1 protein-coding gene is annotated in these 465 nt (G+C 41.9%); it reads left to right on the top strand.

What is annotated here, in order from left to right:
* Positions 1-465: WYL domain-containing protein (locus tag AB4486_RS28270; RefSeq protein ID WP_372120143.1), on the top strand; the 465-nt coding region annotated here is incomplete at both ends.

The following is a 465-nucleotide window of genomic DNA, read 5'->3' as shown; positions in this document are numbered from 1 at the left end:
CAACAAGCTTCCAGGGATATCAACAAGTACATTAGCTTAACTGACCAAGGTCAATTGATACTGGATAGAACAATTAAAGGCTATAGGCCAGCAGACAACTTTAAGCCTTTATTTACTCAAGGCACTGCTCATGAGTATCTACTTATGCTTCATCAGCAATATAACCAAGAAGAGACCTTCGAGTTCTTTAATTGGGGGGAAGCTCAATCGACCGTATTGAACGTTCCTGAAAGGGCTATATCACCAAGCATTGTTCGAGGATTAATTGCGGCAGCAAGGGCTAACCTTCGAGTCGATATTGACTATGTATCGCTCTCTACACCTGAGGTTCGAGGTCGAATTATTGCGCCTCACAGCTTAGTCTATGATGGGATCAGGTGGCATGTAAGAGCATATTGTGAAGAGAAAAATGAATTTCGAGATTTCGTGTTAAGTCGCTTTAGGAACGAACCTGACTTAATGGAT

This window comes from Vibrio sp. 10N.222.55.C6 (assembly GCF_041473395.1).
Lineage (GTDB): Bacteria > Pseudomonadota > Gammaproteobacteria > Enterobacterales > Vibrionaceae > Vibrio > Vibrio crassostreae_C.
This window is presented reverse-complemented; position numbering and strand designations above follow the sequence as displayed.